27 protein-coding genes are annotated in these 25,360 nt (G+C 44.4%); 3 read left to right on the forward strand and 24 right to left on the reverse strand.

Annotated features, from left to right (window positions below):
* The first annotated feature begins 147 nt into the window (after positions 1-147).
* Both ACSFXN_RS01400 and ACSFXN_RS01405 read left to right on the forward strand, forming a co-directional pair.
* Positions 148-1,680, forward strand: a complete 1,533-nt coding sequence (locus ACSFXN_RS01400) for a hypothetical protein (RefSeq protein WP_437148422.1) — start codon at positions 148-150, stop codon at positions 1,678-1,680.
* Positions 1,677-4,403: a DEAD/DEAH box helicase gene (locus ACSFXN_RS01405; RefSeq protein ID WP_437148423.1), complete on the forward strand. Its 2,727-nt coding sequence runs from the start codon at positions 1,677-1,679 to the stop codon at positions 4,401-4,403. The genes ACSFXN_RS01400 and ACSFXN_RS01405 overlap by 4 nt, the downstream gene beginning before the upstream one ends.
* 38 nt (positions 4,404-4,441) lie before the next feature.
* Here ACSFXN_RS01405 and ACSFXN_RS01410 read toward each other — a convergent pair whose 3' ends face one another.
* The gene (locus ACSFXN_RS01410) at positions 4,442-4,600 is read right to left on the reverse strand and encodes a hypothetical protein (protein ID WP_300990100.1); all 159 of its coding nucleotides are present in this window, start codon (positions 4,598-4,600) and stop codon (positions 4,442-4,444) included.
* A 25-nt stretch (positions 4,601-4,625) separates the two neighbouring features.
* Positions 4,626-5,036, reverse strand: coding sequence for a single-stranded DNA-binding protein (locus ACSFXN_RS01415; protein ID WP_437148424.1), 411 nt, complete (start codon positions 5,034-5,036; stop codon positions 4,626-4,628).
* A 281-nt stretch (positions 5,037-5,317) separates the two neighbouring features.
* Between ACSFXN_RS01415 and ACSFXN_RS01420 the strand changes: the two genes are divergently transcribed.
* Positions 5,318-5,755 carry a YwpF family protein gene (locus ACSFXN_RS01420; RefSeq protein WP_300990102.1) on the forward strand — a complete coding sequence of 146 codons (438 nt, stop codon included), beginning with the start codon at positions 5,318-5,320 and terminating at the stop codon, positions 5,753-5,755.
* 53 nt (positions 5,756-5,808) lie between these two features.
* Here ACSFXN_RS01420 and fabZ read toward each other — a convergent pair whose 3' ends face one another.
* The 22 genes from fabZ to ACSFXN_RS01530 form a co-directional block, all read right to left on the reverse strand.
* Positions 5,809-6,252, reverse strand: a complete 444-nt coding sequence (gene fabZ, locus ACSFXN_RS01425; RefSeq protein WP_300990103.1) for a 3-hydroxyacyl-ACP dehydratase FabZ — start codon at positions 6,250-6,252, stop codon at positions 5,809-5,811.
* Between the two features lie 42 nt (positions 6,253-6,294).
* Positions 6,295-6,561, reverse strand: a complete 267-nt coding sequence (locus ACSFXN_RS01430) for a DNA-directed RNA polymerase subunit beta (protein WP_437148425.1) — start codon at positions 6,559-6,561, stop codon at positions 6,295-6,297.
* Positions 6,562-6,850: 289 nt separating this feature from the next.
* Positions 6,851-7,906 (reverse strand): rod shape-determining protein, encoded by a 1,056-nt coding sequence (locus ACSFXN_RS01435; RefSeq protein WP_437148426.1) that lies wholly within the window; start codon positions 7,904-7,906, stop codon positions 6,851-6,853.
* Between the two features lie 282 nt (positions 7,907-8,188).
* Complete coding sequence (gene murA / locus ACSFXN_RS01440) at positions 8,189-9,487, reverse strand: UDP-N-acetylglucosamine 1-carboxyvinyltransferase (protein WP_437148427.1); 1,299 nt, start codon at positions 9,485-9,487, stop codon at positions 8,189-8,191.
* A 460-nt stretch (positions 9,488-9,947) separates the two neighbouring features.
* Positions 9,948-10,181 (reverse strand): DUF1146 family protein, encoded by a 234-nt coding sequence (locus ACSFXN_RS01445; protein WP_300990108.1) that lies wholly within the window; start codon positions 10,179-10,181, stop codon positions 9,948-9,950.
* Positions 10,182-10,511: 330 nt separating this feature from the next.
* On the reverse strand, positions 10,512-10,916 hold the full coding sequence (locus ACSFXN_RS01450; protein ID WP_300990109.1) for a F0F1 ATP synthase subunit epsilon: 405 nt from the start codon (positions 10,914-10,916) through the stop codon (positions 10,512-10,514).
* A 24-nt stretch (positions 10,917-10,940) separates the two neighbouring features.
* Positions 10,941-12,356 (reverse strand): F0F1 ATP synthase subunit beta, encoded by a 1,416-nt coding sequence (gene atpD / locus ACSFXN_RS01455; RefSeq protein WP_300990110.1) that lies wholly within the window; start codon positions 12,354-12,356, stop codon positions 10,941-10,943.
* Between the two features lie 124 nt (positions 12,357-12,480).
* A complete protein-coding gene (gene atpG, locus ACSFXN_RS01460; RefSeq protein WP_300990111.1) occupies positions 12,481-13,335 on the reverse strand; it encodes an ATP synthase F1 subunit gamma in 855 nt (284 codons plus the stop codon).
* A gap of 124 nt (positions 13,336-13,459) precedes the next feature.
* Positions 13,460-14,968 carry a F0F1 ATP synthase subunit alpha gene (atpA, locus tag ACSFXN_RS01465; protein WP_437148428.1) on the reverse strand — a complete coding sequence of 503 codons (1,509 nt, stop codon included), beginning with the start codon at positions 14,966-14,968 and terminating at the stop codon, positions 13,460-13,462.
* A 28-nt stretch (positions 14,969-14,996) separates the two neighbouring features.
* Positions 14,997-15,527, reverse strand: coding sequence for a F0F1 ATP synthase subunit delta (locus ACSFXN_RS01470; RefSeq protein ID WP_437148429.1), 531 nt, complete (start codon positions 15,525-15,527; stop codon positions 14,997-14,999).
* Positions 15,524-16,045, reverse strand: a complete 522-nt coding sequence (gene atpF / locus ACSFXN_RS01475) for a F0F1 ATP synthase subunit B (protein ID WP_437148431.1) — start codon at positions 16,043-16,045, stop codon at positions 15,524-15,526. The genes ACSFXN_RS01470 and atpF overlap by 4 nt, the downstream gene beginning before the upstream one ends.
* Before the next feature lie 173 nt (positions 16,046-16,218).
* Positions 16,219-16,443 carry a F0F1 ATP synthase subunit C gene (gene atpE, locus ACSFXN_RS01480; protein ID WP_006829234.1) on the reverse strand — a complete coding sequence of 75 codons (225 nt, stop codon included), beginning with the start codon at positions 16,441-16,443 and terminating at the stop codon, positions 16,219-16,221.
* 62 nt (positions 16,444-16,505) lie between these two features.
* Positions 16,506-17,216, reverse strand: coding sequence for a F0F1 ATP synthase subunit A (gene atpB / locus ACSFXN_RS01485; RefSeq protein WP_300990115.1), 711 nt, complete (start codon positions 17,214-17,216; stop codon positions 16,506-16,508).
* Positions 17,217-17,243: 27 nt separating this feature from the next.
* A complete protein-coding gene (locus ACSFXN_RS01490) occupies positions 17,244-17,615 on the reverse strand; it encodes an ATP synthase subunit I (RefSeq protein ID WP_300990116.1) in 372 nt (123 codons plus the stop codon).
* A 3-nt stretch (positions 17,616-17,618) separates the two neighbouring features.
* Positions 17,619-17,840: an AtpZ/AtpI family protein gene (locus ACSFXN_RS01495; protein ID WP_437148432.1), complete on the reverse strand. Its 222-nt coding sequence runs from the start codon at positions 17,838-17,840 to the stop codon at positions 17,619-17,621.
* A gap of 238 nt (positions 17,841-18,078) precedes the next feature.
* Positions 18,079-19,176, reverse strand: a complete 1,098-nt coding sequence (wecB, locus tag ACSFXN_RS01500) for a non-hydrolyzing UDP-N-acetylglucosamine 2-epimerase (protein ID WP_437149142.1) — start codon at positions 19,174-19,176, stop codon at positions 18,079-18,081.
* A gap of 238 nt (positions 19,177-19,414) precedes the next feature.
* Positions 19,415-20,044 (reverse strand): uracil phosphoribosyltransferase, encoded by a 630-nt coding sequence (upp, locus tag ACSFXN_RS01505; protein WP_437148433.1) that lies wholly within the window; start codon positions 20,042-20,044, stop codon positions 19,415-19,417.
* 151 nt (positions 20,045-20,195) lie between these two features.
* Positions 20,196-22,364 (reverse strand): EAL domain-containing protein, encoded by a 2,169-nt coding sequence (locus ACSFXN_RS01510; RefSeq protein ID WP_437148434.1) that lies wholly within the window; start codon positions 22,362-22,364, stop codon positions 20,196-20,198.
* Between the two features lie 78 nt (positions 22,365-22,442).
* Positions 22,443-23,678, reverse strand: a complete 1,236-nt coding sequence (gene glyA / locus ACSFXN_RS01515) for a serine hydroxymethyltransferase (RefSeq protein WP_300990121.1) — start codon at positions 23,676-23,678, stop codon at positions 22,443-22,445.
* Positions 23,665-24,249 carry a TIGR01440 family protein gene (locus ACSFXN_RS01520; protein ID WP_300990122.1) on the reverse strand — a complete coding sequence of 195 codons (585 nt, stop codon included), beginning with the start codon at positions 24,247-24,249 and terminating at the stop codon, positions 23,665-23,667. Before ACSFXN_RS01520 ends, glyA begins: the two co-directional genes overlap by 14 nt.
* Before the next feature lie 17 nt (positions 24,250-24,266).
* Complete coding sequence (gene rpiB / locus ACSFXN_RS01525) at positions 24,267-24,704, reverse strand: ribose 5-phosphate isomerase B (protein WP_300990123.1); 438 nt, start codon at positions 24,702-24,704, stop codon at positions 24,267-24,269.
* Between the two features lie 200 nt (positions 24,705-24,904).
* The gene (locus tag ACSFXN_RS01530) at positions 24,905-25,357 is read right to left on the reverse strand and encodes a low molecular weight protein arginine phosphatase (RefSeq protein WP_437148435.1); all 453 of its coding nucleotides are present in this window, start codon (positions 25,355-25,357) and stop codon (positions 24,905-24,907) included.
* Positions 25,358-25,360 lie beyond the last annotated feature (3 nt).

Here is a 25,360-nt window from a genome sequence, read left to right on the forward strand (position 1 = left end):
GACCCAAATTCACGCCGCCGGCAGCAGAAATCCGTCAGTGAAAACCCACATATCCATCAAAAGATAAGCGATAAATTTTCTTCATCGTTTACGGAGCTCTCTGAAAGCCGTATAATAGAAGGAAAGTTTTTATTTGGAGCGATGCATATGGCTACGGTTCAATCCCTAGCAAAACGGTTCGATGACACGATACACAATTATATGGCTGCTATCGACAAATCACTCAATCCATCGCGTGAGCAGGATGAGGAAATGGTTCGAAAAGCAGTCTTTTTAGTGCGCCATGACGGAGTGCAGATTTTGTCGTTCAATGAAGAGCGGCTATTGCTTGAAGCAATCGTCAAAGATGCCCATACAGTTAAAGTACTATTAAATTTCGATAAATTGAACGCCGCTTGCGCTTGCCCGCAGGAAGAGATGTGCCGCCACAAATTGGCAGTGATTTTTGCGCTTTACCAGAAAATCGGCTCTCTATCAGAATGGGTAGCCGACTGGCGATCCCGCCCGTCTGATCCCCTTAGTCTCCTTACCGGCAAACGGTCACCTGATCAATGGACACAGCTTATCCGCAATGCCTGGCGCGATCCGGTTCCGGATTACACAACACGCAATTATTTTTATTTTGAACAAATGTATGAAGGGCGTTTGAAAAATGCGCTTTCCTTTGTGCCTCTTGAACGGGAATGGAAAGTGTTTTACCGCACCTACGCCCATCTGATTTCACTTATGGAAGTCTGGAACACGTATATCGCCGGAACGACTGAAGTGCATCATTCTTTCTTTAAGACTTGGTTTGAAGATGAACTCCACGCCATCCGCGATTTGCTTGAGCAATTGCGTGTCCAGCACCGCACATTTGAAGCAGATGATTTCTTAAAGCATTTACGGCAGCTGGTCCGTTCTTTTGTTCAAGTGAAAGGCGGTTCGTTTTCACAGCGCTTTACGGTTTACCGTTTGTTTTGGACCACTCTTTTTACAACGAATAAATTGCGGATGGAAGAGATATCTGCTTTTGACCGGCCTGAAAACCGGATCGAGGCGTTTTTCGCAATTTTGCTGCAGGACGATGTTTCAGTGAAGAAAATTTCGCCGGAAGAGACGCCCGATTGGGTGCAGCTTGCCATCCTGGCAGAAGAAGAACAGCATGAACAGGCATTGGCGACTATTTTAATGGCCGTTAAACCGAACGTAAAAACATTCCTGTTCGATGGTTTATATACACAATACCGCCATCAGTATGTCCGTGTTTTGAGCCGCCTGTTTTCACAAATCCATTTAAGCGAAACGGATTGGGAAGACTTGTTCAAACAATTTGGCCATTACGGGCTGCCGGCTTACTCAACTTACCTGATTGAAAAACAACTTTATAAACAATGGGCGGAATTGCACCATCTTCATAATTCACCGCTTTATTTTGCCGAAGAATGCGGCTTGAAAGAAGTTCAGGAAGCCGCTCCAGACTACGTATTGCCGCTTTTCCACCGGTATGCAATGGATTACTTGGAAGAACGCACCCGGCCGAGCTATAAACAGGCGGTCCGGATTTGGAAGCGAATGAAAGCCGCCTGTAAAAAAAGCGGTCAAATGGAGTTTTGGAAAGCCTATATGACTGAAATCCGTACACAAAACAAACGTCTGCGGGCACTCCAGGAAGAGATCGAGAAAGGACATCTTGTATGAATCAGTTCCAAATAGAAGGAAGCCGCACTTATTATTTGAAAATCAATCGCACGGAAGATTTTCGCATCCAGGCAACAAATGAATTGGGAAACCGTATACCTCCGGAAATTTGGAAACCGTATTTGTATTTTCTTGATAAAGAAAGCTTTTATGGATTAACCGCACGAATCGATGGATTAGACCTGCTTTTGACGCCGGCTGAATTTGTCCGATTGTTTCAGCAGGCCCCCCATCATTATGTTTCATTCCTCGGGCAGCGCGCCGAAGACGACACCTGGCTGAAACTGGCCGCGAAAGTGGCCGATTCACTGAACGACCCAGATTTATGGAACCATATATCAGTGGACGCTGAAGATATCCTCTTCGACTCGGCTTATGGCGATCCGGAAATCCAGGCCTTCCTTATTGATACCATTCAACACCAATTACGGCAAAAAGGATTGACTCCCGCACAATTGCCATTTATCCAGCATTTTGTTCAGCACGCAGGTTGGCAAGGCTTACCGGCAGCTGAAGATTACGTTATAGCTGCACAATTGAGCGAACCGGATACGGATGCTTTTTGGTCTTTTAAAGTAGTGCTGCGTCCAAAACGCGGTACGGTCTACTGGTCTCCGTCCAAACGCCGCGCTGATCAGCCAATTGAAAAGGTCCTTCCTGAGAAATGGAAAGCCCATTCCCAGGAAATCAGACAGCAGCAGAGGCTGCTGCTGAGCCTGTGTCCGTCGGTGGAGAATTATGATGAAAGCCGCCTTTTCCATGCCGAATGGACAGATGCCCAAGTGCTTGAGTTTTTGCGAAATGATGCAGAAATCCTGCAGGCATTCGGCATCGAAGTCTCCATTCCGTCTTGGCTGAAAGCAGTCCAGGAGTCGAAAGTCCGGGTACGGGCGAATATCCACTCCCCTGTCAAAAAAGCATCGGTAGTGGGTCTGGATCAGATTGTCCGTTTTGACTGGCAGTTTTCATTGAACGGCCATGAACTCAGCATGCAAGACTTCCAGCAGCTCGTTGCTGAAAACAAGGAATTTATCCGCATCGGCAATGAATGGGTCCGCGTCGATTCAAATCTGCTGATGCAATTGCGGAAAATGATTGAAGAAGCCGATGATGCGGAATGGACGATCAAAGACATGCTGTTCCAAAATGTGCCGGAAATCATGATCAATGAAGAAACCGAAGAAGAAGACGACCCATTGGTCGAATTTCATCTGAACAAATCGCTTCGTTTGCTGCTTGATAAGCTGCTCGATAAACGCGATTTGCCGGAAACGCCAATCCCTCCAAATCTGCTGACTGAGCTCCGGCCGTATCAAAAAACCGGATTCGATTATTTGGTCTTTATGCGACAAGAAGGGTTTGGCCTGTGCCTGGCTGACGATATGGGGCTTGGGAAAACGGTGCAGCTGATTGCCTATCTATTGCATGTGCACGGAAAAAATCCGGAACAGCCGTCACTGATCGTTTGCCCGACTTCCGTACTCGGCAACTGGCAAAAAGAACTGGAGCGCTTTGCTCCTGATTTGAAAGTCGTTACCCATTACGGCAGCACACGCCCGAAAGAAGGAGAGTTTTTACACTTCCTGAATGATGAAAAACCGGATGTCGTGTTGTCGACTTATGGAATCGCTTCTTCAGATGCGGCAGAAATCCAAGCAATCCATTGGACCAGCATCACTCTCGATGAAGCTCAAAACATCAAAAACATGTATACGAAACAGTCGCGGACCATCCGTAAATTTAAAGGGGACCACCATATTGCGTTGACTGGCACCCCGATTGAAAACCGGCTTTCGGAATTATGGTCGATTTTCGACTTTATCAATAAAGGCTATTTGTATCGCATCAAACAATTCCAGGAAAACTTCATGATTCCGATTGAACGCGATGATTCAGAAGAGCATAAGGAAAAACTGCGCAAACGCATTCAGCCTTTCTTATTGCGCCGGACCAAAAAAGATCCCGACTTGCAGTTAAACTTGCCGGAAAAGCTGGAGCAGCTGGAATACTGTCCGCTTACTCCGGAACAAGCCGCTTTATACGAAGGATTGGTCCAGGATACGGTGCAGAAAATGGAGACGCTCACAGGCTTCGAGAAAAAAGGGCTTGTGCTGAAAATGTTAAGCAAATTAAAGCAGCTATGTAATCATCCAGCACTGTATTTGAAAGAACCTTACAGTTCTGCTGAAGAAATACTGCCGAGATCTCAGAAGCTGGAGCGTATTGTGACTCTCGCCGGGGAAATTGCAGAACGCGGGGAACAATGTTTGATTTTTACGCAATACATCGGCATGGGCCATTTGCTGCAGCAAGCCATCAATGAATTATATGGCCATGAAGTTCCGTTCTTGACAGGAAGCATGCCAAAAAATCAGCGGGATTCGCTGGTCGCTTCTTTCCAAGCAGGTGAATTCCCGATCTTTATCCTATCTCTGAAAGCAGGCGGCACCGGCCTGAACTTGACTGCTGCTACTCATGTCCTGCATGCAGACAGATGGTGGAACCCTGCTGTTGAAAACCAGGCGACTGACCGTGCTTACCGCATTGGCCAAACGCAATTTGTCCATGTCCATAAATTTGTGACCATCGGGACGATAGAAGAGAAAATTGACTCACTGCTGACGCAGAAGCAATCGATGTCCGAGCAGTTTATCCAATCCAGCCAGTGGATGACGGAACTGTCAGATCACGAACTAAAAGAATTGTTCTCTTATAATTTATAAATAATTCGGTCAGGCCCCCACCTGACCGAATTCCCATTTTAGACGGAAAGACCATCACCCTTTTGGACGGAACGGAAAATTGCTTTTAATTCACTTAGTTCCCGCTCCGCCTCTGCCAATCGCCGATGAAGCTGAGCCGTCATTTTAATCAATTGCTCCATATGCACTTCCAATTGCAACTGCGCGTCTTTTGGCATTCCTAAGTGCCTCCTTTGTTTAGCGTTAAACGTTTACTCCATCCGTCCCAGGCGGCTGGAAGTCAAAGTCTGCTTCAGACTCGGGCTCCGGCTGTCTTTGGGCGGATTCTTCTTTTTCTTTCCTTTTATCCAAAAAGCGGATTTGATCGCCCAACACTTCAGTGACGTACACACGCGTTCCGTCTTCTTTGTCATAATGCCGGGACTGCAGCCGGCCCGTGACAGCAATAAGCGATCCCTTCACACAGTATTTCGAAAGGTTTTGGGCTGGACGGCCCCATGACGAACAAAGGACAAAATCGGTTTCTATTTCCCCTTTCTGGTTTTTATAATTCCGGGACACCGCTACAATGAAAGAAGTATGTATGCGGCCTTCACTCATGACACGGCTTACCGGATCTTTCGTTAATCGCCCTACAATTCCGACTTGGTTCATTTACTCACCTCCTTTGGATTACAGAAAGCATACTAAGTAAAGTGAATATTGTGCAAAATACCAAAAATTATTTTTGCCGCATTTATGCCTGCAATATTTTATTTTTGAATGTAGCAGAAAAAGATTTTTTAACTATGCAAGAGCATGAAATGCCCAGTTGGCAAGGTTTCTCTACATTTCAAAAAATAATATTTAGCATATTTCCAGAATATTTTACGCTGATAGCCTGAGAAATTATGGCTGTGATATACTGTAAAAAAGTGATGTTTGGAGGGATTTCCGTGAAGACATTTAAAATGCTGTCTTTGGGCGTGGTAAACGACGAGGAAGTAATCAACTATCCGCTGCAGGACGGCATCATCATTAACCAGGAAAATAGCCATCGTTCATGGGTGCTCGAAATGCTCATGGACCTTGAGTATCAGGAAACTTTCCAAAAGATGATGAACTCCGGTGACATATATGATGTAAAAGTCGTCATCTCCTACCCTGACAACGAGCCCGCTACATTCCAAGTAGCGATATACGGCGTCAAAGTGATGGGTGATCAGATTTCTGTGCTGATGAAAGGCACCTTGAAACGGGTACGCCGCAAATATGCAGAGTCCTTGCTGTCTGAGCTTCTTGAAGACGGCCTTGAAGGTACGGAATTGCTGGAACGCTTTGAACACGACATGCGGACACGCCCAGGGCTGCGGAAAGACGGAGCAAAAACGTGAATAGAAAAAAAGGCTGGCAGGAGTGAAACACTCCTGCCAGCCTTTTTTCTGGTTTACTGCTTTTCGCCTACTACCGGCCCTAAAGCAAAAAGGATATCGCATTCGCATACCAATTCTCCGTCTACAGAAGCAATTGCATGCCCTTTGCCCATTGAACCGCGGACTTTAGTCAATTCAACTTCCAGTCTTAACTGATCACCAGGAACCACTTGGCGTTTGAACCGGCAATTGTCGATTCCCGTGAAAAATGCCAAACGACCTTTGTTTGCTTCCATTTGCAGAACTGCTGTAGCTCCTACTTGCGCAAGCGCTTCAACAATCAGCACCCCTGGCATAACCGGGTAGCCTGGAAAATGGCCGTTGAAGAATTCTTCATTAGCCGTTACGTTTTTTAATCCGACCGCTTTTTTTCCTTCTTCAATTTCTAAAATCCGGTCTACCATTAAGAACGGATATCGGTGCGGCAAGATTGCCTGAATTTGTTCAACTGTTAACATTGTTCCAGCTCCTTAATAAATGAAATAAAACAGGAGCGGAAGTTATTTCTTTCCGCTCATGATATCAATGATATGCTGCCACGTTTCCCATTTCAACGCGTCCTGCGGATTGCCGTCTCCAATAACGCCATATCCGACCATAACGCCAAGAACCATTGCTAAAGCTATCAAAGCTATGACAATTACAATCCTAAGCCAAATAGGAAACAGGCGAATCTGTACCCACTTGCGCTGCTTTGGATCCGCTTTTTCAGTTGTTTCTTTTTGTTCCTTTTGCCGAAGGCTTACCTTCTTTTTCGAATCAACCATTCACTCAGTCAACCTTTCCATTGATGCATGCCGCTTATTGAACCAAGGTTTTATCCCGCTTTAACGGTCAATAAACTCCCTCTTCGCCATTGGGGAGATCACTGGCAGCAAAAGCCCGACTGGATCAACCAACAATCAATAGGAGATCAAGCTCCCATCGGTTGAAGTTTCTCTTTAATGCCCAGAACTCAACTATTGGTGCTGAATTGAACTTGCATCTGCATTAGTTGTCATTATACTAAATAATTTTATCAATGCCATCTGACATTCGTCACGTACTAAATCAAGATCAATCGGTGGTGGCTTTTTTCTCTTCGCTGGACCGCATTTGGAAATTTTTGAACAAGCCTTGCTTGCGCAAAGAGAATTTATCCATGTTATCCAATATGATTCCTGTGCCGAGTGCGACGCTGTTCATAGGCTGTTCTGCCACCATGACAGGCACTTTCAAATGCTCTGCAAGAAGGTGGTCGATGCCATGAAGCATTGCTCCTCCACCCGTCAAAACCACTCCGCGATCAATAATGTCCGCAGAAAGTTCCGGTGGTGTTTTTTCCAATACTTTTCTAGCAGCAGCAATAACCAGGTTAACGGATTCTTTTAATGCTTGCTCAATTTCTGCAGAATGAACGGTTATGACACGCGGGAACCCAGTGGCCATATCACGTCCGCGCACTTCCATTTCCTCTTTCCTGCCGTTTGAGAAAACCGATCCGATTTTTATTTTGATGTCCTCAGCAGTTCGTTCGCCGATAATTAATCTATAATGGCGTTTGATGTATTGAAGAATATCGTTGTCAAAGACATCTCCCGCAACTTTGATGGATTCGCTTGCGACGATATCCCCCATGGATAAGACAGCAACGTCCGTAGTTCCACCGCCCATATCAATGACCATATTGCCGCTGGGCTGATAAATATCCATGCCTGCTCCAATTGCGGCCACTTTTGGCTCTTCTTCCAAAAACACTTTTTTACCGCCGGATTTTTCTGCAGCTTCACGGATCGCTTTTTGTTCAACGCTTGTGATATTGGTCGGGCAGCAAATCAAGATGCGGGGTTTGGTCATAAAGCCTTTTACTTTTAAAACATCTAAAAAGTATTTAAGCATAGTTTCTGTTACATCAAAATCAGCTATCACTCCATCTTTGAGTGGACGGATAACAATTATATTATCAGGCGTACGGCCAATCATTTTCTTTGCTTCTTCTCCAACTGCTAAAACCTGGTTTGTCTTTCGATCTATTGCCACTACTGACGGCTCATTCAAGACAATTCCTTTTCCTTTGACGTGAATCAGGACATTGGCTGTACCGAGATCAATTCCGATATCTTTTGAGAACATTTATCCGTTTCCCCTCCCACCAATAACGCACGAAATATACGAGCCAAAAAAGACTCTCTTAAGTGAACATTTTAGCATAGTCCCACCAGAAAAGAAAAAGAATCATCTAGGAAGTAAGGCCAGTTTTGTAATTTTCAAAGAATATTACCAGACGTTCCATTCTCGCCAATGGCGCTGCTAACAGCTCGGTTGTTTGAATCAGACATGGTTCAGGCAACTCTTCTTCCCCATCAAATAACAAAAAGCCTGCCAACAAAAGCGGCAGGCTTAGAATATAATGTATTAGGCCATTTGTTCTTCTTTTACTTCTGCTTCTGCAGTGGTGACACGTTCGATGTCTGCACCCAATGAAGCCAGTTTCAAGTGGAAATCTACATAGCCGCGGTCCAGATGATACAGTTCATTGACCCGCGTAATCCCCTCAGCCGCCAGACCGGCTAAAATCAGCGCTGCCGCTGCTCTTAGGTCCGTTGCTGACACTTCAGCTCCTTGCAGCTTAGAAGGGCCTTCCATGATCACTGAGCGCCCCTCGATTTTAACAGAGGCATTCATGCGGCGGAACTCTTCAACGTGCATAAACCGGTTTTCAAAAACAGTTTCAGTTAAGATCCCGTTTCCGGTGGCCGTCAGCATCAACGACATCATTTGAGATTGCATGTCTGTCGGGAATCCTGGATGCGGCATTGTTTTGATATCGATCGAACGCAGCGGATGATTTGAGCGCACACGAAGCCCTTCTTCCGTCTCCTCGATGTCTACACCCATTTCACCCATTTTAGAGATTAATGCGCGCATATGTTCAGGTACTGCATTTTCAATAATGACATCGCCTTGGGTAATAGCTGCTGCCACCATGAATGTGCCAGCTTCTACACGGTCAGGAATGATGTAATGCTCAGCGCCATGCAATTCTTTAACGCCTTCAATGCGCAAAGTATCTGTTCCGGCACCGATTACCCGCCCGCCCATTTCATTGATGTAATTTGCCAAATCAACAATTTCAGGTTCTTTCGCAGCGTTTTCGATAACAGTTACTCCGTCAGCTAAAGCGGCTGCTGTCATAATGTTTTCAGTAGCTCCGACACTTGGGAAATCCAAATAGATTTTTGCACCGCGCAAACGGCCATTAACTTCCGCGTCTACAAAACCGTTCCCGAAAGTAATTTGTGCACCCATTGCCTCGAATCCTTTTAAATGCAGTTCAATTGGACGTGATCCAATTGCACAGCCTCCCGGCAAAGCAACACGAGCGAATCCATTACGTGCAAGCAACGGCCCCATTACCAAGATTGATGCGCGCATCTTTCTGACGTATTCAAATTGCGCTTCACTTGATAATGTCTGTGATGAATCAATCACCATTTCATTTTTCTCCGGAAAGTATTCAACCGTAGCATTTAAACTTTTCAGTACTTCTTGAATCGTATACACATCCGCCAAGTTAGGTACCTCTTTAATAATGCTTTTCCCGTTTGAAGCAAGAAGTGATCCGGCAAGAACTGGCAACACCGCATTCTTAGCCCCTTCTACTCTAACTTTCCCTTGTAATTTCTGGCCGCCTCGTACAATAATCTGATCCACTGATATGCCCTCCATCTGTTAAGTATTCATACATCTATATGTAATTCCGAAATTTAAAAGTCCAATGTCATAAATTAGAAACAAAACCTTTTTTATAATACCTGTTTTATACTAATATAACAAGTATCTATCCAATGTTTTCTATAATTTTATTCTTTTTGATACTATATGTTTCGAAAGTCGTTCACATTTTATGTCCGTATGCCCTATATTTAAGTATATCTGTCTGAGCTTGCTGTATGTATAACAATATATTACATTTTGATTACAGAGTTAATTTTCCCTTTTTTTCCACTGGTAAACCTGGAAATTAATTTTATTTCCCGGGAAATAAAGATTCGTGTAATTCTGCGAAACCAGCTAGAAATAGAGAACTATTGGAGAAAGAACATCAAGGCAAATAAAAAAATTTGCCCTTTTGCCATATGCACGAAAATCGTTCTCATGGCAAAAAAGCAAATTAAAATAAGTAAGGCAATTGTCGGGACCATGAGGAGATGTTCAAAAAGAATGTCGATACCCCTGTACCAATGGCAATGCTCAGGAAAATATATAAAATCTGCGCTTGAAGCACATGCTGTTTACGGATCCATTTTTCGAACATTACCGCTCGCAACGCGTAAAAAGCGACACCGGTAAAAAAGATATGGCTGAAAATAGAAATCAAGGCAGTCTGTCCAATCATAGCTTCCATGCTGCTCTCTCCTTATAGTAAAAAAAACGGGCAAAAGTCAATTGCCCTTCTGCCCGTTTTTAAAAATATTTTTATCGCTTCATTTAATGTCTAGCTTCAGCGCCCAGATTCTTGGGTCATAAGCCACCCTGGTGTCTAGTTCAGTGCCTAGCTCTTCGGGTCATAAGTCAACCCAGCGGTGTGGCAAAGATCGCCACTTCGCTGGTCTGCCTTATGCCTGTCAGAGCTGGACAGGCACTTCTACTTTTCAAGACTGTGCGGCTGAAAACATGCCGCTTCGCCAGTGCGTCTTATGCCTGTCGAATCTACACGGGCGCTTGCGCTTTTCAATTAAATGTTACCCTCATAAACGTTGATACGATTCTTCGCACGTCTTAACGCTAGTTCTGCTCGCTGATAGTCTACTTCATCTTTGTTCGCCTGAAGTATCGCTTCTGCACGTCTTGCAGATTCTTGTGCACGCGCCAGATCGATGTCTGTCGCAAGTTCTGCTGATTGGGCTAGAATTGTTACTTTGTCAGGACGAACTTCCAAGAATCCGCCACTTACAGCTGCCAATTCAGTCGAGTTTTCTTTCTTTAATCGGACTGCGCCGATTCCAAGAGGAGCTACTGTCGGAATATGGCCAGGCAAGATTCCCATCTCACCCGTTGCTGTAACTGCTATTACCATAGAAACTTCTGAATCGTATACCGGGCCGTCGGGAGTGACAATATTGACTATGATGGTCTTCATTTTTTTCCCTCCTGGTCCCTTATTTTAGACTTCTACGCCCATGCCTTTAGCTTTTTCAATAACATCTTCAATGCGGCCAACTAAGCGGAAAGCATCTTCCGGCAAGTGGTCGTATTTACCAGCAAGAATTTCTTTGAATCCTTTGATTGTTTCCTGTACTGGAACGTAAGAGCCTTTTTGGCCCGTAAACTGTTCAGCTACGTGGAAGTTTTGAGAAAGGAAGTTTTGGATGCGGCGCGCACGGTTAACCGTTAGCTTGTCCTCATCACTTAACTCATCCATACCAAGGATTGCAATGATATCTTGAAGTTCACGGTAGCGTTGAAGCGATTCTTGAACTTGACGGGAAATTGCATAATGCTCTTCTCCAACAATTTCAGGCGACAAAGCGCGTGAAGTTGATGCAAGAGGATCCACTGCAGGGTAGATACCCATTTCAGAAAGTTTACGCTCAAGGTTAGTTGTTGCGTCCAAGTGAGCAAAAGTTGTAGCCGGAGCCGGATCCGTATAGTCATCGGCTGGTACATAGATCGCTTGGATCGAAGTTACTGAACCAGTGCTAGTTGTTGTGATGCGTTCCTGCAATTGACCCATTTCAGTAGCAAGTGTCGGCTGGTAACCAACCGCTGATGGCATACGGCCCAAAAGTGCTGATACCTCAGATCCTGCTTGTGTGAAACGGAAAATATTATCGATGAACAAAAGAACGTCTGCGCCTTGTTCGTCACGGAAATATTCAGCCATAGTCAAACCAGTCAAAGCTACACGCATACGTGCGCCAGGCGGCTCGTTCATTTGTCCGAATACCATTGCCGTTTTCTTGATAACGCCAGAATCGCTCATTTCAAAGAACAAGTCATTTCCTTCACGTGTACGTTCACCAACACCAGCGAATACGGATAAACCACCGTGTTCTTGAGCGATGTTGTTGATCAATTCCTGGATAAGAACTGTTTTACCTACACCGGCACCACCGAAGAGACCGATTTTACCGCCTTTGATATAAGGAGCAAGCAAGTCAACTACTTTAATGCCTGTTTCAAGAATTTCAACTTCTGTTGAAAGGTGTTCGAATGTCGGAGCTAAACGGTGAATAGGGTTACGGTGTTCAGACAACGGAATTTCTTCACCTAAGTCGATTACTTCTCCGAGTACGTTAAATACACGGCCTAATGTTACATCTCCAACTGGAACAGTGATAGGGCTGCCCAAGTCGGTTACTACTGAACCGCGTTGCAATCCGTCAGTGGAATCCATCGCAATCGTGCGAACGGAATCATCACCAAGGTGTAGAGCCACTTCAAGTGTCAATTTCACTTGTTGTTGGCCTGGACGATCAATGAGTACAGTTAGGGCGTTGTAGATTTCTGGAAGCTGGCCATTGGCAAACTTAACGTCTACAACCGGACCCATAACTTGAAGAATGTGTCCTGTGTTCATGCTGTTCCCTCCTGTCTTACTTTTTTCTATATTTCGCATTAACGAACAGCATGGCTCCCGCTTTAACAGCAGGAGCTCGGCTGATCCTGTAATTTTTTTGTCTAGCTCCGGCGCCTCTGCTTTTCTATTCTAAAGCCGCTGCCCCGCCGACGATTTCAGTGATTTCCTGAGTAATCGCTGCTTGGCGTGCCCGATTGTATGAAAGTGTCAATCCATCGATCAAGTCAGACGCATTGTCGGTTGCGCTCTTCATTGCGGTCATGGACGCAGCGTGTTCACTTGCCTTGCCGTCAAGAACAGCACCAAAAATCAAGCTTTCTGCATATTGCGGAAGAAGCACTTGTAAAATCGCTTCAGCTGATGGATCGAACTCGTAGGAAGCAGTTGCTCCAGTCGCTTGGATATCCGTTAATGGCAAAACTTTCTTTTCAGTAACTTCTTGCTGAATAGCTGAGACAAAGTGATTGTAGTACATATAAACTTCATCATACGTACCATCTGAGAACATACCAACAGCTTTGCGCGTAATTTCTTTAATATCAGCAAAAGTTGGGTGATCCGGCAGTGCAATCGCACTTTCAAGAATCGTCATTCCCTGCTTGGCAAAGAAATCCCGACCTTTACGACCAACGCTGAGGATAACAAACTCATCATTGGATGTATGGCGCTGGCGGATTCTCGCCATTACTGTACGAAGAATATTACTATTGTATCCGCCGACTAAACCGCGATCCGATGTAATCACTAGATAAGCTGTTTTAGCAACAGGGCGAGTCGTCATCATTGGGTGGGTTTCATTCGAACCTTGTGCAATAGAAGCGACTACATCCTGAATTTTATCCATGTAAGGGACGAATGCTTTCGCATTCAATTCCGCACGGCTCAGCTTTGACGCAGAAACCATCTGCATCGCCCGAGTGATTTGGCTTGTTTTCTTGGTTGACGAAATTCGGTTTTTTATATCGCGTAAAGATGCCACTGGTATTTCACCACCTTATTATTTTTTCTTCATATTCGAACAAAGTTATTGCCCTGCTTTATTCAGCAGTTTAGATCAACCAGCGTTCAGCGGAATTAAGAAACTCCGCTGAACACAGTTTCTCTTATTCTGATTTTGCGAAAGTGCGTTTGAAATCGTTGATTGCTGCTCCAAATGCTTCGTCAGAAGGCAAACCTTGAGTTTTGCGAATAGTTTCCAAAATTTCAGTGTGGTTGGAATCCAGCCAGCTTGTCAATTCCGCTTCAAAACGCTGAATGTCTTGAATTGCAATATCATCAAGGAATCCGCGAGTCAATGCATAGAAAATAACAACTTGTTTTTCAACTTTAATCGGGTTGTTCAAATCTTGCTTCAATACTTCAACAGTACGTTTCCCGCGCTCAAGTTTTGCTGCAGTCGCTGCATCAAGGTCTGAACCGAATTGAGAGAACGACTCAAGTTCACGGAATGCAGCCAAGTCAAGACGCAAAGTACCCGCAACTTTTTTCATTGCTTTGATCTGTGCTGAACCACCTACGCGTGATACAGAAAGACCTGCGTTGATTGCCGGACGTACACCCGAGAAGAATAGATCTGACTGAAGGAAAATTTGTCCGTCAGTGATCGAAATTACGTTTGTTGGAATGTAAGCAGAAATATCGCCTGCTTGCGTTTCAACGAATGGAAGAGCTGTAATTGAGCCGGCACCTAAAGTTTCGTTCAATTTCGCAGCACGTTCCAATAACCGTGAGTGCAAGTAGAAAACATCCCCTGGATAAGCTTCACGGCCTGGTGGACGACGAAGCAATAGTGAAAGTTCGCGGTAAGCAGACGCTTGTTTTGTTAAATCGTCGTATACGATCAAGACGTGCTTGCCTTCAAACATGAATTCTTCAGCCATAGAGATACCAGCGTAAGGAGCCAAGTACAACAATGGAGCTGGTTGTGAAGCAGAAGCTGTCACAACGATTGTGTAATCAAGTGCACCGTTTTTGCGCAAAGTTTCAACTACGTTACGTACTGTAGATTCTTTTTGCCCGATTGCTACATAGATACAAATCATGTCTTGGTCAGCTTGGTTCAAGATTGTATCGATCGCGACAGAAGTTTTACCTGTCTGGCGGTCACCGATGATCAATTCGCGCTGTCCGCGGCCGATTGGCACTAGAGCGTCAATCGCTTTAATCCCTGTCTGAAGTGGTTCGTGAACCGATTTACGGGCCATAACCCCTTGAGCCGGGCTTTCGATTGGGCGAGTTTTTGTTGTGTTGATTGGACCTAAGCCGTCTACTGGCTGTCCAAGTGGATTTACTACGCGTCCGATAAGTTCTGGTCCTACTGGCACTTCCATGATGCGGCCAGTTCGACGTACTTCATCGCCTTCTTTGATGTCAGAGAATGGTCCAAGGATGATAATACCAACGTTGTTGGCTTCCAAGTTTTGCGCCATACCCAATACACCAGTTGAGAACTCAATAAGTTCTCCAGCCATGACGTTGTCGAGGCCATGAACACGAGCGATACCGTCACCGACTGTGATTACCGTACCAATATCGTCTACTTTCAATTCAGATTGATAGTTTTCAATCTGCTGTTTAATCAGGACACTGATTTCTTCAGCTTTGATGCTCATGTGTGTCACCCTCTCATAATTTCGTAAATTAACCGATCAATTGACGCTGCAAACGTTCCAACTTAGAAGAGATGCTGCTGTCATAAATACGGGTTCCGACTTGAAGACGCAATCCGCCGATCAAAGACGGATCGATGATGTTTTCAATTCGTAAAGATTGTTTACCGATTTTCTTGGCAAATGTAGCAGAAATGGATGCACGTTCTTCTTCTGTCAACGGACTCACCGAATAAACTTTTGCATCTTCGATTCCTTTGGCTTCATTAGCTAATCTGATATATTGGTCTACTACGTCCGTAACTTCGTCTAAGCGTCCGCGTTCTGCCAGCAACTGCAATGTGTTGACGACATATCCATTCCCTTGGCCGAAAAGTTCGGAAATAATATTTTTTCTGTTTTCAGCAGCCAATTTCGGTGAATCTAAAAGATTCAGCAATTCCGGATTTTCAATGAAAACTTTTTTAACTTCACGCAAATCCGCTTCCACTTCTTCAGAAGTGCCATGCTGGTTTGCAATTTCAAATAATGCTAATGCATAACGTTCTGAAGCTTGGCTCATTGTATGTCGCCTGCCTTCGCAATCGTTTCATTAATCAATTGGCGGTTGTCTTCTTCACTGATTTCTTTGTTAAGCACTTTAGATGCTGCAAGCATTGACAATGCCACAACTTCTTCGCGTACTGCTGTAAGAGCTTTTTCTCTCTCGTTAGCGATTTCTTGAACTGCAGAATCCTTCATGCGGCCAGCTTCAGTGCGTGCTGTCGCGATAATATCCTGACGCGAAACTTCGCCTTGCTTTTTAGCCGTTTCTACGATTTCCTGTGCTTGAGTACGCGCTTCTTTTAGCAAGCTGCGCTGTTCTTCAAGCAATTTCTGTGATTCCTGGCGGCTGTGTTCAGCCGTTTCGATTTCACTGGCGATCAAATCTTCACGCTGTTGCATTACGCCCATCAATGGGCCCCATGCGAATTTTTTCAATAGCAACATCAACAAGATGAAAATTACAAGAGTTGCTATGATATCTCCGATGTTTAAAAATTCCCCGGCCGCGCCGAGTACGAGGTGATCAAAAAACACGATTGTTTCACTCCCTTCAAGAGCTTAAAGTTCAGTTTCGTTGAGTTTCTTCTATAATAAGATCTTTTAATGTAAAAGAATAGTTTTTCGAAATCATAAGGTCATACAAACATAAATGGCGAAAAACCTGCCGAAGCATTCCCGCCATTCTGCTTAATGTATGAGAGCCGATACTATTGGTTCATTACGATGAACGCGATAACTACTGCGATGATTGGTAGTGCTTCAACCAATGCTACCCCGATGAACATAGTTGTTTGAAGAACGCCGCGTGCTTCTGGCTGGCGAGCGATTCCTTCAACTGTTTTTGAAACGATAAGACCGTTACCAATACCTGCACCTAGTGCTGCTAAACCTACTGCGATTGCTGCTGCTAATAAACCTAATGAACCTGTCATTGTGATATGTCCTCCTCAGGATAGTTGTTTTTTTTTTTTTGCTCAATATGAGCAATTTATACTCAATGGTCGTCGGCAACTTTATGCGATAAATAAACCATCGTTAACATAACGAAAATGAACGCTTGGATTGCGCCAATAAAAATTGAGAACCCTTGCCATGCCATCATTGGAAGGATAGCGGCTGCAAATCCAAAGACACTTGCTGATGCAAGGCCTGCCAATAAAGTAAGCAAGATTTCACCTGCATAGATGTTACCGTAAAGACGCAGACCGAGTGTCAGCGTATTTGCGAACTCTTCAATAATCTTAAGCGGGAATAAAAACGGCATAGGTTTTAAATATCCTGCGCTGTATTGTCCCAGCCCTTTCAGTTTGATGCCATAGTAATGGCTCAAAACGATAATGGTGGCAGCCAATGTCATAGTGACCGTTGGATCAGCAGTTGGTGATTTCCACCAAAGATCTCCGTTGACAACTATTGCAAAAGGCAATCCCAACATGTTTGATACGAAAATGAACATGATCAACGTAATTCCAAGAACATGGAATCGTCCACCGTCTCTCCAGTCCATATTGCTCTTAATAAGACCTTTAACGAAATCCATAATCCATTCCATGAAGTTTTGCATGCCTTTTGGTTTAAGCTGCAGATTCCGAGTAGCGATAAATGCAATTAGGAAAACGATAAGAGCGGCTACAAGAAGCATCATAACGTTCGATAAGTTAAACCAAATACCGAACAATTCATACATTGGAGCGCCATGATCCACGATAGTTTCACCTCTCTTTCCACTTTATTAATGGTGTTTCACATGATAAACAATCCGTTCTGCCAATAACAGAACATATGGGATCATCAACCCAATTACCGTACTGACCAAGTGAATGTACTCAGCGAAAAGAATTGCTATCGCCACTGCTGCAACACCTGATGCAAACCGTAATGCCGTTCCGAGCGAACGAACCTTCGAGCCTTCTGCCACCGCCCGGTCAAATCCTTCCATCCGGCGAACCAGAATCCACATATTATAAATGCCGAACAAGGAACCGATGATCAGGCCCGCGAAAACTTCTTGATAAGGGGTAAACCCCCAACCAATAACGAATGCCGCAAGGATGAAGTACATCATCTTCTTAAGCCTTGTATAAATCTCCCTTAGTCCATCCATTTTTTACTGGTCTCCTGAGTCGAATTTTCGGATAGTTTGAAGCATTGCCCATATACCGATGGCTAATCCTGTAAATAGGCAAATGATCAAGAAAAGCGGGGCGGTTCCGAATTGTTCATCGAGCCACATACCTGTGAATGTACCGATGAGTACGGACCCGACAAGTTGTGAGAGGATGGCGCTGTAAAGGGCCATCGCTTGTAAGGGACTTTTTGTTGGGCGCATGATAAACCCCTCGAGTTTCGTTTGATTTGACATTTTACCTCTAAAAAGAGCAGTCGCATCAGGCTTTCAGAACAACTTCTTCTATGTAAGAAAACCTTCTCATGCATACCCTTTGTAAGCATACAATAGGGGTAAAATCATGTCAATTCCTAGAAGTGAAATTGTTCACAAGCGATTTCCATCTGTCATATTGTCGACAAATTTCCAAAAAGTATTACCTCAACAAAAAATCAATACTTTACTTAGCAGAAAAGTATTCGATTAAAGCTTCAACAATCCGGCGGGAAGCTTCACCATCACCATAAGGATTAGAAGCCTGAGACATCGTTTTATACGTTTCTTTGTCAATGAGCAGTTCTTTTGCCAGACCATAAATTGTTTCTTCGTCTGTCCCTGCCAGCTTAAGTGTCCCAGCATCGATGCCTTCAGGCCGTTCAGTGGTATCCCGCAACACAAGGACCGGTTTGCCGAGCGACGGCGCTTCTTCCTGAATGCCGCCGGAATCCGTCAAAATAATGAATGAGCGGGCAGCGAAGTTATGGAAATCCAACACTTCCAGCGGTTCAATCAAATGGATTCTCGGATCACGCCCCAGAATTTCATCCGCGACTTCACGCACTGCCGGATTCATATGAACCGGATAAACCACTTGGATATCGTCATGTTCCGCGAGAAGGCGTTTAATGGCCCGGAACATATTGCGCATTGGCTGCCCCAGATTTTCACGGCGATGGGCCGTCAATAAAATCATGCGGTCTGAACCGATTTTCTCAAGAATGGGATGGCTGTAAGTTTCGCGCACTGTTGTTTTCAATGCATCTATAGCCGTGTTGCCAGTGATATAAATGCTTGTTTCCTGTTTGTTTTCCGAGCGCAGGTTTTGAGCGGATTTTTCAGTCGGCGAAAAGTGAATATCAGCAAGGACACCCGTCAATTGACGATTCATTTCTTCTGGATAAGGAGAATACTTATTATGTGTGCGCAGTCCAGCTTCTACATGGCCAATAGCAATCTGGTTGTAGAAAGCGGCAAGGCTCGCTACAAAAGTCGTTGTCGTATCGCCATGCACAAGTACGATATCCGGTTTTGCTTCTTTCATGATGCCGTCAAGCCCAATAAGTGCCCGAGTAGTAACATCACTTAATGTCTGCCGGTCTTTCATAATATTCAAATCGAAATCCGGAGTAATCTGAAACGTTTCCAGCACTTGGTCAAGCATTTCTCTATGCTGGGCAGTTACCGCAACAAGCGGCTCGATGGTTTCAGGATGCTTTTGGAGTTCGAGTACAAGCGGCGCCATTTTAATAGCTTCAGGCCGCGTGCCAAAAATCGTCATCACTTTCCACTTTTTCGACAAATAAATCCCTCACTTCTTATATGTCTAGACTCTGGCGAAAAAACCCTCTTCGCAGCTATTACCCGAGGGTTGGATTGCCTGCATTTTTCTTGCTTATTTTGTCCAGCTACAAGAGCCAGCTTCACGTGTCATAATCCACCCCGGCTGAGTGGCAAAATGCACCACTTCGCTGGTCTGTCTTAGTTCTGTCGAAGCTAAGCGGCTCTTTCCGCTTTTCTTACTTCGTACCGAACAACCGGTCCCCTGCATCACCAAGACCTGGAACAATATACCCGTGCTCGTTCAGTTTTTCGTCCAATGCCGCAATATATAAATCAACTTCCGGATGAACTGCTTGGAAAGCTTCCACGCCTTCCGGTGCTGCAATGATGCACATGAAACGGATTTTCGTCGCACCGCGCTTCTTCAAGGAGTTCACAGCTTCTATCGCTGAACCACCTGTTGCAAGCATCGGGTCTACTACAATAAATTCACGTTCTTGCACATCGGATGGCAATTTCAAATAATACTCAACCGGCTGTAAAGTTTCCGGATCCCGGTATAAACCGATATGGCCCACTTTAGCGGCAGGAATCAATTTTAAAATGCCATCCACCATACCGATGCCAGCACGCAGAATTGGCACGATGCCTAACTTCTTGCCCGCCAACACTTTGGAAGTCGCCATCTGAACCGGCGTTTCCACTTCAATTTCCTTTAACGGCAAATCCCGCGTGATTTCAAAAGCCATCAACGTTGCAATTTCATCTACCAATTCACGGAATTCTTTCGTTCCTGTCGACTTATCGCGGATATACGTCAATTTATGCTGAATCAGCGGATGGTCAAATACATATACTTTCCCCAAGGCATATCTCTCCTTTTCTAACATTTATCTTATATAGTATAACAGAATTTTTCTTCTGAAAGTTGCTGCCGAGAGCATTGCGACTTTTCAGTTTTTTCTCTCCTGTAAAAGAATCAGAGCACGAAAAAAATCGAAGCCCTTTGGCTTCGATTTATAGTAAATTCGCTTCATCCAGAGACATCGGACGGTAGTAGAAATAACCTTGGCCGATGCGGCATCCAAGCGCGATTAAAATCCGCCGCTGCTCATCGGTTTCGATTCCTTCCCCTACAACACGCATATTCAAGTTCTCAGCCAGCTGTACAATCGTGCGCACAATCGCTAAAGTCTGAGGTTCCTGCATATTGGAAATGAACGAACGGTCAATTTTAATTTCGGTGACAGGCAGCTTCTGCAAATAACTCAAAGAAGAATATCCTGTACCGAAATCATCAAGTGAACTTGTGAAACCATAATTATTCAGCTGCCTAAAAACTTTATAAGCTGTATCAATATCAACAAAACCGATGCGTTCCGTAATTTCTAATTGAAGCCATTTCGGTTCAATGCCATATTCTGCCGTCTTATCGACAAGATAAGGAATAAAGGAATGATGGAAAAAATGATCGGTTGAAATATTGATCGCCACTTGGCTTAACTCCAAACCTTGGTCTTGCCGTTTTTTCAACCACGTCAAGACACGTTTCAGCACCACTTGCTCCAACACCCGGATCTTGCCGTTTTTTTCCGCAACGGGAATAAAAACATCAGGAGCAATAACACCAAGCTCTGGGGAAGACCAGCGGGCCAATGCTTCAAAGCTTAGAATTTTCCCAGTCTTCAATTCCACTTTCGGCTGCAGGTAAACATCGACTTCTTCACGCTTGATCGCTGCCGTCAATTCATTGGCGATCCGCAAATCTTTCATCATCGATTCATCGTGTTCGTTTTCGTAATAACAAATGGACTCCCCTGCCCGCAGTTTGGCTTTGGACAATGCGCTGTCTGCATGGCGTATCAGTTCGTCCGCATTTTGCTGGTTCGGCGTAATCAGGGCTACTCCCATTTTCAAAGTCAGGAACAGTTCCATATCCTGAATGCTGACCGGATCCAATTGGGCCAGCAGCTCTAAATAATCCGGCACTTTGCCAAGAGGCGTTAAGCAAAACAACGCAATGGTCGAATCAGAAAAGCGGGCAATCACATGATCCGATGGCAATTTCGCCCGAAGAAACCGTTTGCCGACTTCGCGGACGAGTGAATCCCCTGCCCGGTGTCCGTACTGATCAACCACTTTTACGTATTCATCTGCAGAAATGAATGCAATAAATCCTTCTTTTTGTTCTTTTAACAGTTCTTTTATTTCATTTATGAAATAGTTCCGGTTCGGCAAATTCGATTCTTTATCGGTATAAGCCAATGCCAGAATGTCTGCTTGCTGCTGGGAATATTTGATGATCAATGCCACTGCCGGCGCCATCTGTTCTATAAATTCCAATTCTTTGGGAGCCGGAAGAGTGCATGCAGGGAAATAAATGCCAAACGTGCCGATGGTTTTGCCTTCAAGATCATGAATCGGGACAGACCAGCTTGAAACAAGGCCAAGCGTTTCCGCAAGTTCCTGGTAGTTCTTCCATAAAGGATCAATTGTTATGTCTTCCACCACTACGGTTTCATCGCGATAAAAAGCTGCTCCACAAGTGCCTGCTGTTTCTTCTGCTAAAACTCCGTCCACTGCTTCATGAAATTCCTTTGGCATAGAATTTCCTGCCGCAATCCGGAAACGATCATTTTCATCCACCAGCATGACCGTACATTTCGCACCATCTTGGAAAAAAGACTCAACTGCCGTACAGGCTTTTTGTAAAAGAACGCTCAGCATATAGCCTTTTTCAATATCATTATAAGTTTCCTGCTGCAATTTGATCAAAGCTTCCGTCCGCTTGCGGTCCGTGATATCCCGTTGAAGCATCAATGTAAAAGTTACTCCTTTTTCCTGGATGCTAATGGGCTGGACAGTAATTTCATTCCAAAAAGGGCTGCCGTCTTTCCGGTAGTTAATGATTTCATATGTGCATGCAGTACGGGCATCAATGCAGTCTCTTATTTTCCGGACTACTTCCGGATCGGTTTTTGACCCGTGCATAAATCTTCCATTAAATCCGACTATTTCATCTTCTGAGAAGCCGCTCATCTCACAAAAAGCCTGATTCGCATAAATGATTGGGGTGTCTTCTGCATCATGGTTCAACACAACAAAACCAGTTTGAAATTCTACCCCCAGACGGCGCAGCCACTCAATGATTATTCGCTTTTCTTTCCTTAATTGGTACGTTGGCATACGAAGGTCCCCCAAGAACTTTTATGTATACAGCAAAAATACAGCTGCCTAAATCAAACTTTCGGCAGCTGTATTTCCTTATTTGTACAATGGAAAACTAGCTGTTAACTTAGCAGTTCGTTCTGCAGCTTCTTTTTTCACATTTTCGTCTTCTGGATTTTTCAATAATTTAGCCATGATCGAAGCGATTTCTTTCATTTCCGCTTCCTTAAATCCTCGGGAAGTTACCGCTGGCGTACCAAGGCGTATTCCTGAAGTCACAAATGGGCTTTGCGGATCAAAAGGAATGGTGTTTTTGTTTGTTGTAATCCCTACTTCATCAAGTACATGCTCCGCTACTTTACCAGTCAAGTTTAGAGAACGAAGATCAACCAGCATTAGGTGGTTGTCAGTTCCGCCTGAAACGATATCGACGCCTTCAGCTTTTAAACCTTCAGCAAGAGCTTGTGCATTTTTTACTACTTGGTCAATATAAGTCTTGAATTCAGGCTGTTGCGCTTCTCCAAATGCCACCGCTTTTGCAGCAATGACGTGCATTAGAGGGCCCCCTTGAATTCCAGGGAAAATGGTCTTGTCGATTTTCTTCGCGAATTCCTCTTTGCAAAGGATCAATCCTCCACGAGGGCCGCGAAGTGTTTTGTGTGTAGTCGATGTTACGAAATGCGCATGCGGCACTGGATTCGGATGAGCGCCAGTTGCGACTAATCCTGCAATATGCGCCATATCCACCATTAGGTAAGCTCCGATTTCATCAGCGATTTCACGGAATTTCTCAAAGTCCAAAACGCGGGAGTAAGCACTAGTGCCTGCAACGATCATTTTCGGTTTATGCTCAAGCGCTACTTGGCGCACGATTTCATAATCGATTAATTGCGTTTCTTCGTTTACTCCATACTCCACGAAATTGTATTGCATTCCGCTGAAGTTCACTTTGCTGCCGTGTGTCAAGTGTCCGCCATGGTTTAAATTCATGCCTAGGATTGTGTCGCCTTTTTCAAGCACTGCTGTGTAAACTGCCATATTGGCTTGTGATCCTGAATGTGGCTGAACGTTTGCATGTTCTGCACCAAAAATTTCTTTCAGTCGGTCACGTGCAATGTTTTCTACTACATCCACAAATTCACATCCGCCATAATAGCGTTTTCCAGGGTAGCCTTCAGCATACTTGTTAGTAAGGACTGAACCCTGTGCCTCCATTACTGCCTGCGATACAAAGTTTTCAGAGGCGATTAGTTCAATATTCGCTTCCTGACGCCCTTTTTCTGCCTTAATTGCTTCGAAAACTGCCGAGTCCTGCGTTTTAATCAATTCCATCAATGTATCCCTCCTGTAGTTGGACAAGCTCACGATCGTAACTTGCGCGTTTCCCGCCAATAAGTTTCGGACGGGTAGTTGCAGCTGACACAATCGCTTCACCTATTAGTTTAACAGAAGTTCGCACCGGAACGGCTACTCTTTTTAAATGCATGCCAATCATTGTCTGTCCAATGTCGATTCCAGCATGTGCTTGAATTTCTTCAACCACCACCGGATCCTTCATATTTGAATAGGCGTAAGCACTCATGGAGCCGCCGGCTTTAGCAACAGGGATGACCGTAACTGGTTCCCAGCCGTATTTTTCAGCTGCTTGGCGTTCGACCGTCAGTGCCCGGTTAATATGTTCGCAGCCTTGGAAAGCCAGAAAAATACGGTGGCGTGCCGCAAATTTTTCAAGCGGCTCATAAAGGCTTTCTGCAATATCAAGGCCGCCGCCTGTGCCAATCCGTTTCCCTGCTACTTCCGAAGTGGAGCAGCCGACTACAAACACTTGGCCCTTTTTAAATTGAATTTGCTGTTCCAATTCACTTAACGTTTCTTCAAGCTGCAGTTGCCATAAAGTTTGCATATCAACCACTCCTTTTATTATTGTTCGAGATCTGTTATTTTCTGTATGCGTTTCTCGTGTCTGCCGCCTTCGAATTCTTCTGTAAGCCATGTTTTGGCAATTTCACGTGCTAGCCCAGGCCCAATTACGCGCTCACCCATCGCTAAAACGTTTGAATTATTATGGCCTCTTGTCGCTTTTGCACTGAATACATCATGAACCAGTGCGCATCGGATGCCTTTAACTTTATTGGCAGCAATCGACATGCCGATTCCTGTTCCACAAATGAGGATTCCACGATCAAATTCGCCTTTCGCCACTGCTTCCGCCACCGGTTTTGCATAGTCCGGATAATCGACTGAATCATCTGTGTGCGGACCAAAATCCTGATAATCCATACCCAATTCATTTAATAAATTAACGATTTCTTTACGCAGGTTATTCCCACCGTGATCTGATGTTATAGCAATTTTCATGTAAAGCCCTCTTTTCTATTTTCGGTTGAAGCGAAATGCTTTTTAAATGCATTATTCACTTTTCTTTTATTCTAACATCAATATCCAAAAAATCCTATAAACCCGCTGTATACGGAAGAAACAATGGATTTTCAGCTATCTGAAGGATCCTATAAATAAAAAACCATTTGCGTATTCGCAAATGGCCTATTTCAAAACGATCATTTCTTTTCTGTCTGTTCTTCTTCAGCCAGCTTTTCTACAAGCAGCTCAATCAATCTTTTCAATTCATTGAACGTTTGCTGGTAAGTGGATAAAGATCCGCCGTATGGATCGCTGATATCCGCCGCCATTTCACCGGTAAACTCTTTTAATGTATATAGTTTGCTGGCATATTCCGGATAATGCTGCAGCAGGAATTGTCTATGGGAAGCGGTCATCGTTAAGATTAATGTTGCCCACTCCATATCTTCCGGCAATAATTGTTTGGAAGTATGTTCAAATGAAATTCCTTCTTCGTCCAATACGGTTTGGGCGTTGAATGACAAGGGAGCTTCTCCAGCGACGATACCGGCTGAACGGACTTCAATTCCCGGCAAATTTTTCGCCGATAATATGGCTTCTGCCATCGGACTTCTGCATGTGTTGCCTGTGCATACAAAGAAAATCTTCATTGT

Source organism: Planococcus sp. 1R117A, from assembly GCF_051417975.1.
Classification (GTDB): Bacteria; Bacillota; Bacilli; order Bacillales_A; family Planococcaceae; genus Planococcus; species Planococcus shenhongbingii.